1 protein-coding gene is annotated in these 1,162 nt (G+C 39.2%); it reads right to left on the minus strand.

Annotated features, from left to right (window positions below; genetic code table 11):
• Positions 1 to 6: 6 nt before the first annotated feature.
• Positions 7 to 1,074, minus strand: a complete 1,068-nt coding sequence (locus DNJ75_RS14865; protein WP_117004194.1) for an IS701 family transposase — start codon at positions 1,072 to 1,074, stop codon at positions 7 to 9.
• Positions 1,075 to 1,162: the final 88 nt, after the last annotated feature.

A 1,162-nucleotide genomic window follows, 5' to 3' on the forward strand; every position in this document is an offset into this window, starting at 1 on the left:
TAGGACTTACGCATTGATGGATGGCATGAATTTTGGTAGTAGCGATTCCATCGATGGTGCGAACTCAGTCACAAACTTAGCAATGACACTTTTAAATAACTCTCTGGATAACTCATAGCAGTTTTTCACTAAATCGGTAACCTTCATTCTCTGCAAAGCAACATAGGCACAAATGCCTGCAAAAATATGTGTATTTACAGAAGATGCATTGCGTACCTGAAAATGCTCAATATGACACACTTGTTTAATAATCCTGTGGTATTGCTCTATTTGCCAATGCTTATCATGTAGCTCAGAAAACTCTACTCGTGTCAGACTTTCCAACTGTTCTGATTCGTCAGTATGACCTTCAGGAAATGACATATCCATAGCATAATGCCTCACTTGGTCTTTTAAGTGCGTTCTAAAAAGCTTGATATAACCATACTCCTTTAACCAAACTGACAAACCATCCGAAGGTACATCTAAATCACGGACAAGCTCCCATTTCCCTTTATAGATAGATACTTTACGATTGCTTTCTAGTGCAAACATGAATCCCAAACTGTGGTTTTTCACAGCTTTCAAATTCTTAACGCAACTATACCAGCTATCGCCAGTAACCCAAGCAGGAGTCAGCCCCCACGATAGAACCTCACTTAACATTTCTAAAAAATAATCGTTCTTAGTTTTGCCTTCAGCTTTGTCATAAATGCGATAGTTAACGGGAAAACTACGTCCATTAGAGTCCGTATAATACAATGTGATTAAGTTAATCCCTTTTACCACGGCATGATGCTTTCCGGAATAAAAATGTCCCACATATGAAATGTGATGAGCATAAGGCTTATCTAACACACTGTCATCGACACTTAACGTTCCTCCACAAGGGCCAATATTTTGCTTGACCTCATTATACAAATCTAATGGTGTGTAATTTTCCCTCTGCAAAAAGCGATTAACGCTGTCATGTGATATATTCAAGACTTCAGCGACGCGCTGACAGCTAACGAATTTAGGCTCACTTATGAGAAAGCCAATATACATTGGTAACGTACATTGAGCTGTTGGTGGTCGTGTTATTGCTCTTGTCATGCTTGGTTAAAGCCTATCAACATCCATTTTTGGTAAGTATACAGGGGAACTAGCACATAATCACGCTGTCATCAATGCGTAAGTCCTA

It is taken from the genome of Cysteiniphilum litorale (assembly GCF_003428165.1).
In the GTDB taxonomy this organism is placed as follows: Bacteria; Pseudomonadota; Gammaproteobacteria; order Francisellales; family Francisellaceae; genus Caedibacter; species Caedibacter litoralis.